The sequence below is a fragment of the Micromonospora maritima genome, from assembly GCF_902825405.1.
In the GTDB taxonomy this organism is placed as follows: Bacteria; Actinomycetota; Actinomycetes; order Mycobacteriales; family Micromonosporaceae; genus Micromonospora; species Micromonospora maritima.
The window spans coordinates 1-4,843 of sequence record NZ_CADEAU010000402.1 but is presented as its reverse complement, the minus strand read 5'-3'; the positions used below and the strand labels follow the sequence as shown (position 1 = coordinate 4,843).

Sequence of the window (4,843 nt, the reverse complement as noted above, 5' to 3'; positions counted from 1 at the left end):
CGACGTGGACCTGTCCGCGGCCACCCGGGACAGCGACGGCACGCCCGTCGGTGCCGCCGACGCCGAGGCCGACCGCGAGCGGGCCGCCGGCCAGTGACCGACCCCTGGGCCCCGCCACCTGTCGACGGTGGCGGGGCCGTTCACGTCTCGATCGGCAGTTCCACCTCGGGCAGGTCGCCGAGCGCCCGCACGGCGGTCACCGCGGCGTAGCCGTCGGCCAGCCACGCCAGGTCGGTGCCGGGCACGGCCCGCACCGCGTTCTCCTCCACCGCCGTGCGCACGAAACCCTCGCCACGCTCGGCGACGGACACCTGCACCTGGCCGAACGGGGCCAGCGTCGCCTGCCGCAACCCGGCCACCTGGTCGGCCGGCAGGTCGGGCACGTTCAGGTTGAGCACCGTGCCCGGGTCGGCGTCGAGCAGCCAGGGCAGCAGCGTGGCGGCCAGCTCGGCGGCGGTGGACCAGTGCCGGGCCTCGTCGTCCACGGTGTCGAGCACCGCGATCGCCGCGCCGCCGCTGCCCGCGCTCGCCGCCGCCGGGGTGAGCACGTCCAGGGAGACGGCCAACGCCCGGATGCCGCTGTTGCCTGCGGTCAGCGCCGCGCCGACGGTGCCCGAGTGCAGGATCGCGTGGCCCGCGTTGGCGCCCCGGTTGATGCCGGACAGCAGCACGTCCGGGGCCGGCCCGAACACGCCGAGCCCGGCCAGCACCGCGATGTACGCCGGGGACGCGGCCACCGCGTACGCCGGCACGTCGGGCAGCCCGTCCAGCTCGGTCTCGCCGAACACCAGCCGCCCGTCGTCGGTGACCGCGGACAGCGCCGCGCTCATCCCGCTCGCCTCGTGCCGCGGCGCGGCGACCACCACGTCGAGCCCGCGCTCGTGGGCGGCCCGGGCCAGCGCCCGGATACCGGGGGCGTGCACGCCGTCGTCGTTGGTCACCAGCACCCGGGCCGGCCGGTCACCGGTCATCGTCGCCGCCCTCCAACGGGGTCAACCGGACCCGGCCGGCGAGTTCCCGTACCGCCTCGGCCCGGCCGGTGCCCAACCCGTGGCGGGTCACGTTGAGCGCCCCGGCGGCGGCCCCGATGTGCAACGCCTCGCGCATGTCACCGCCCCGGGCCAGCACCGCGGCCACGCCCGCGGTCATCGAGTCGCCGGCGCCCCGGTGGTCGGCCAGCTCCAGCGGCGGCGCGTGCACCAGCAGCGCCTCACCGCCGTCGAGCAGTGCCAGCGCGGGTTCCCCGGCCCGACTGATCAAGACGAACTTCGCGCCCCGCTCCTGGCACCGGCGGCCGGCGTCGCACAGCGCCTCGACACCGTCGTCCTCGGCCAGCCCGTCGTCGAGCAGTTCCTCGTGGCTGACCTTGAGCACGGTCACGCCGCCGCCGAGCACCGCCTCCAGGTACGGGCCGGACAGGTCCGCCACCACGGTCCCACCGTTGGCGCTCAGGTCGGCGGCGAGCCGGCGGTAGATGTCCGGGTCCACCACCTGCGGGTCGGCGGGACCGCTGAGCACGCTGACCGGGGCGCGGAGCCCTTCGGTCAGCGTCACGGTGTACAGCTCGTCGATGTCGTGGCGCACCATCGGCGCGCCCGGATGCTCGGCGATCTCGGTCCGCTCGCCGTCGCGCCGGTCGTGCACGTACCAGCCGGTCCCCGACTCCCGCCGCACCACGCGGACCGTCACGTCCTCGTCGTCGAGCAGCTTGCGGACCGCGTCGCCGACCTCGCCGCCGAGACCGACGCACATCGTCACCGGCACGCCGAGCGCCGCGATCATCCGGGTCTGCCACACCCCCTGCCCACCCGGGTGCAGGTGCAGCTCGGTCGCGCCGGCCTGCTGCTCGATGGTCACGGTCAACAACGGGGCCGGGGCGAACACCATCACCTTCTGGTCCATCAGGCCGTGATGCCCGCTGACCGGCCCCGGTAATCCCCCAGGTCAGTGCCCGTGTCCACGGGTCGGTGGCCTCTCGCCGGTGGCCTCCCGGCGGGGACGCCTCTGCCGGAGACGCGAGGTCCGCGCCCCCGCCCAGAGCTTCTCGATTCCTGACCGGTCGACGCCGCGCCGCCGCCCGCCCGCACCCACGACGGGTTGCCCGACGTCCCTACCCTGCCGACAACAGCAGCCGACGCCACGGGGGCAGGCATGCAGATCATCGAACACAGCGTCATCGGCACCCGGTCCGCCGTACTCCGCCTACGCCGTCCCGGCAGCCAGTTGCAGTTCCTGGTGTTCCCGATGCTCCACGTGGCGAGCCCGGGGTTCTACGCGGCGGTGACGGAGCGGCTCCGCGAGTGCGACCTGCTCGTCGTCGAGGGCGTCAGCGGCCGGTCGGTTCTCGGCTCGGCATTGACTCTCACCTACCGGGCCATGCCGGCCAACCGGCGCTCCGGCCTGGTGACCGATCCCATTCCGTACGCGTCTCTCGGCGTCGAGGTGCTCCACCCGGACGTGACGGCGACGGAGTTCGCCCGGGGCTGGCGGGCGATGCCGCTGCGCTACCGCCTCCAGATGTGGCTGATGATCCCGGTCGTGACCGTGATCCAGTTCTTCGGCGGCACCAGGCGGCTGCTCTCGCCCGAGATCGAGATGAGTGACCTGCCGTCGCCCACCGACGAGCGGTACGCCGACCACGAGTTCACCGAGCACGCCGAGCGCGCGTTCGGCGGCGAACGCGACGAGCGGCTGCTCGCCGCGTTGTCCGAGCTGATCCGTACCCGGTCGGCGCAACGCATCGACGTGGCGGTCGTCTACGGTGCCGGGCACGTGCCGGCGATCGTACGCGGGCTCTTCGAGCGGCACGGCTACCGTCCACGCGCCGCGCAGTGGCTCACCGTTCTCGAACGGTGAGCACCCACCGGCGCCGACGTCACCACCGTCGGGCCGGGTCCGGTCGCCTCGACCCGGGCACCGTCGTGGCGGGCCGGCGGACGGTGCGGGCGAGGTTCACCAGGGCGACGACGGTGACCGCGCAGGCGGCGACCATCAGCAGGACGGTCACCGGCTGCACGGTACGCATGTGGTCGGCACCGTTCGACGAGGTGAACCCGTACCACACGACCGCGAGCGGGTTGAGGAGCACCGCGGCGACAGCGGCCGTCCACCCGGGCGCGGGCGACCGACCCTCGGCGGTCCGGGCCGGCCGGCGGACGGCCCACGTGCCGACGGCGGCGACCGTGACGAGCAGCGTGAGCAGCAGCAGGCCGACCATGGCGGGCAGCAGCTCACGCAGTGGCACCAGGTGGTTGAGCAGCTCCGCCACGAAGCCGGCGCCGTCGTGGGTGACCAGGCCGATCCGGAAGCTGTAGTTCGAGAGCGCGACGACCGTGTACGCGATGTGGACGGTCGTCAGGGCGGCGATGGCGGCCAGGGCGGCACGGCGGGCGAGCACCGGCCGAGGTTAGCGTCCGCTCGCGGTCCGCGGTGGCCCGCCACCCGTCTCGGCGCCACCGCTTGGTCAGACGCTCAGGGCCAGGTCCGCCACCTCGGCCGCGCACCCCCAGGACAGCGTGACCCCCGCCCCGCCGTGCCCGTACGCGTGCACCAGCCGCCCGTGCGCCGGGTCGACCTCGACCCGTGGCCCGCCGTGCCGCACCGGGCGCAGCCCGATCCGCTCCCCCAGCACCGGCGCGTCGGCCAGTTGGGGCACCAGCGCCACGCACCGGCGCCGGATCGCCGCCGCCGCCTCCGGGTCGGGCCGGGTGTGCCCCACCCCCGGTTCGTAGGTGCCGCCGAGCACCACGTCGTGGCGGCGCGGGTGCACGTAGGTGACGCCGGCCGGGTCGTCCTCGTCGCGTACCGAGACGGTCAGGCCGGGGTTCGCCACCAGCAGGACGTGCCCGCGGGCCGGATGGACCGCCGGGTCGTCGGCGAGCCGGCCGGCGGCCAGGCCTGTCGCGTTGACCACGACCGGTGCGACCTGGTACGCCTCGGCGAGCGCCCCCACCGCGCGGCGGACGACCCGCCCGCCACCGTTCTCCACCTGCCGGTGCAGCCAGGTCAGGTAGCGGTTCATCTCCACCGTCGGTGCGGTGAAGCGCAGCAACGCGGTGTACGGGGGCCGCGCCGGCTCGGCCACCAGGTCGCCGCAGGCGTCCGCCCACCACGGCGGCCCGTGGTACGGGCGGCGCAGCCACATCCGGGTGGGCCGGTCGACCACCCCCGGCACGCCGTCGGCCGCCTGGCGACGCAACGCGGCGTGGGTGTCCCGGGCCCACCGCAGCACCCGGGGATCCTCGTCGGTGTGGCTCGGGTACCAGACCGCGGCGGCCACCGTGGACACGAGGTCCGCCGGGTCGTGCGCGGTCAGCACGGTGACCCGGGCGCCCCGCCGCTGGAGGGTGACCGCCGTCGTCATCCCGATCACCCCGCCGCCGACCACCACCACGTCCGCTGCCGTCATCGTCCGCTCCCGTCGTCCGTACCGTGGGTGTTGCGCCGATGGTGGCCGCCCGACGGGCGTCAGGTCCAAGACGGATCGGGGAGCCGGCGATAAGCGGCACTTATGATGACGGCGTGGCGGATACCCCGGGCGCATGGTCGGACCTGCGCCGGTTGCGTTCCTTCGTGGTGCTCGCCGAGGAACTGCACTTCACCCGCGCGGCGGCCCGCCTGCGCATCGCCCAACCCGCGCTCAGCCAGCAGATCCGCGCCCTGGAGCGGCAGCTCGGCGTGCCGCTGGCGCACCGCACCAGCCGGGGCTGCACGCTGACCGAGGTGGGCGCCCGGGTCGCCGACGAGGCCGCCCGGATGCTCGCCGACGTGGACGCCGCGACCGCCCGCATCCAGGACCTGGTACGCGGCCGGGGCGGGCGGCTGCGGCTGGCGTACACCCGGT

The 4,843-nt window shown here is 75.1% G+C and carries 6 protein-coding genes; 2 read left to right on the top strand and 4 right to left on the bottom strand.

Going from position 1 to position 4,843, the window contains the following annotated elements; all coding sequences use genetic code 11:
- Nucleotides 1-140: 140 nt before the first annotated feature.
- Nucleotides 141-971: a 5'/3'-nucleotidase SurE gene (gene surE, locus HUW36_RS25625; RefSeq protein WP_174530498.1), complete on the bottom strand. Its 831-nt coding sequence runs from the start codon at nucleotides 969-971 to the stop codon at nucleotides 141-143.
- Nucleotides 961-1,902, bottom strand: coding sequence for a 1-phosphofructokinase family hexose kinase (locus HUW36_RS25620; protein ID WP_246248323.1), 942 nt, complete (start codon nucleotides 1,900-1,902; stop codon nucleotides 961-963). Before HUW36_RS25620 ends, surE begins: the two co-directional genes overlap by 11 nt.
- A gap of 249 nt (nucleotides 1,903-2,151) precedes the next feature.
- Between HUW36_RS25620 and HUW36_RS25615 the strand changes: the two genes are divergently transcribed.
- A complete protein-coding gene (locus HUW36_RS25615; RefSeq protein ID WP_174530497.1) occupies nucleotides 2,152-2,856 on the top strand; it encodes a hypothetical protein in 705 nt (234 codons plus the stop codon).
- Between the two features lie 19 nt (nucleotides 2,857-2,875).
- Here HUW36_RS25615 and HUW36_RS25610 read toward each other — a convergent pair whose 3' ends face one another.
- Both HUW36_RS25610 and HUW36_RS25605 read right to left on the bottom strand, forming a co-directional pair.
- Nucleotides 2,876-3,397 carry a hypothetical protein gene (locus tag HUW36_RS25610; RefSeq protein ID WP_174530496.1) on the bottom strand — a complete coding sequence of 174 codons (522 nt, stop codon included), beginning with the start codon at nucleotides 3,395-3,397 and terminating at the stop codon, nucleotides 2,876-2,878.
- A gap of 66 nt (nucleotides 3,398-3,463) precedes the next feature.
- Nucleotides 3,464-4,543 (bottom strand): FAD-dependent oxidoreductase, encoded by a 1,080-nt coding sequence (locus HUW36_RS25605; RefSeq protein WP_343044364.1) that lies wholly within the window; start codon nucleotides 4,541-4,543, stop codon nucleotides 3,464-3,466.
- On the opposite strand from HUW36_RS25605, the gene HUW36_RS25600 reads away from it, so the two are divergent.
- On the top strand, nucleotides 4,522-4,843 hold a 322-nt coding region (locus HUW36_RS25600; RefSeq protein ID WP_246248322.1), incomplete at its 3' end, for a LysR family transcriptional regulator. The two genes, HUW36_RS25605 and HUW36_RS25600, sit on opposite strands and share 22 nt — an antisense overlap.

Bases quoted from the DNA above. Each gene is read 5' to 3' on its own strand.
- surE (WP_174530498.1), bottom strand. From the start codon at position 971: ATGACCGGTGACCGGCCGGCCCGGGTGCTGGTGACCAACGACGACGGC.
- HUW36_RS25615 (WP_174530497.1), top strand. From the start codon at position 2,152: ATGCAGATCATCGAACACAGCGTCATCGGCACCCGGTCCGCCGTACTC.
- HUW36_RS25620 (WP_246248323.1), bottom strand. From the start codon at position 1,902: ATGGACCAGAAGGTGATGGTGTTCGCCCCGGCCCCGTTGTTGACCGTG.
- HUW36_RS25605 (WP_343044364.1), bottom strand. From the start codon at position 4,543: ATGCGCCCGGGGTATCCGCCACGCCGTCATCATAAGTGCCGCTTATCG.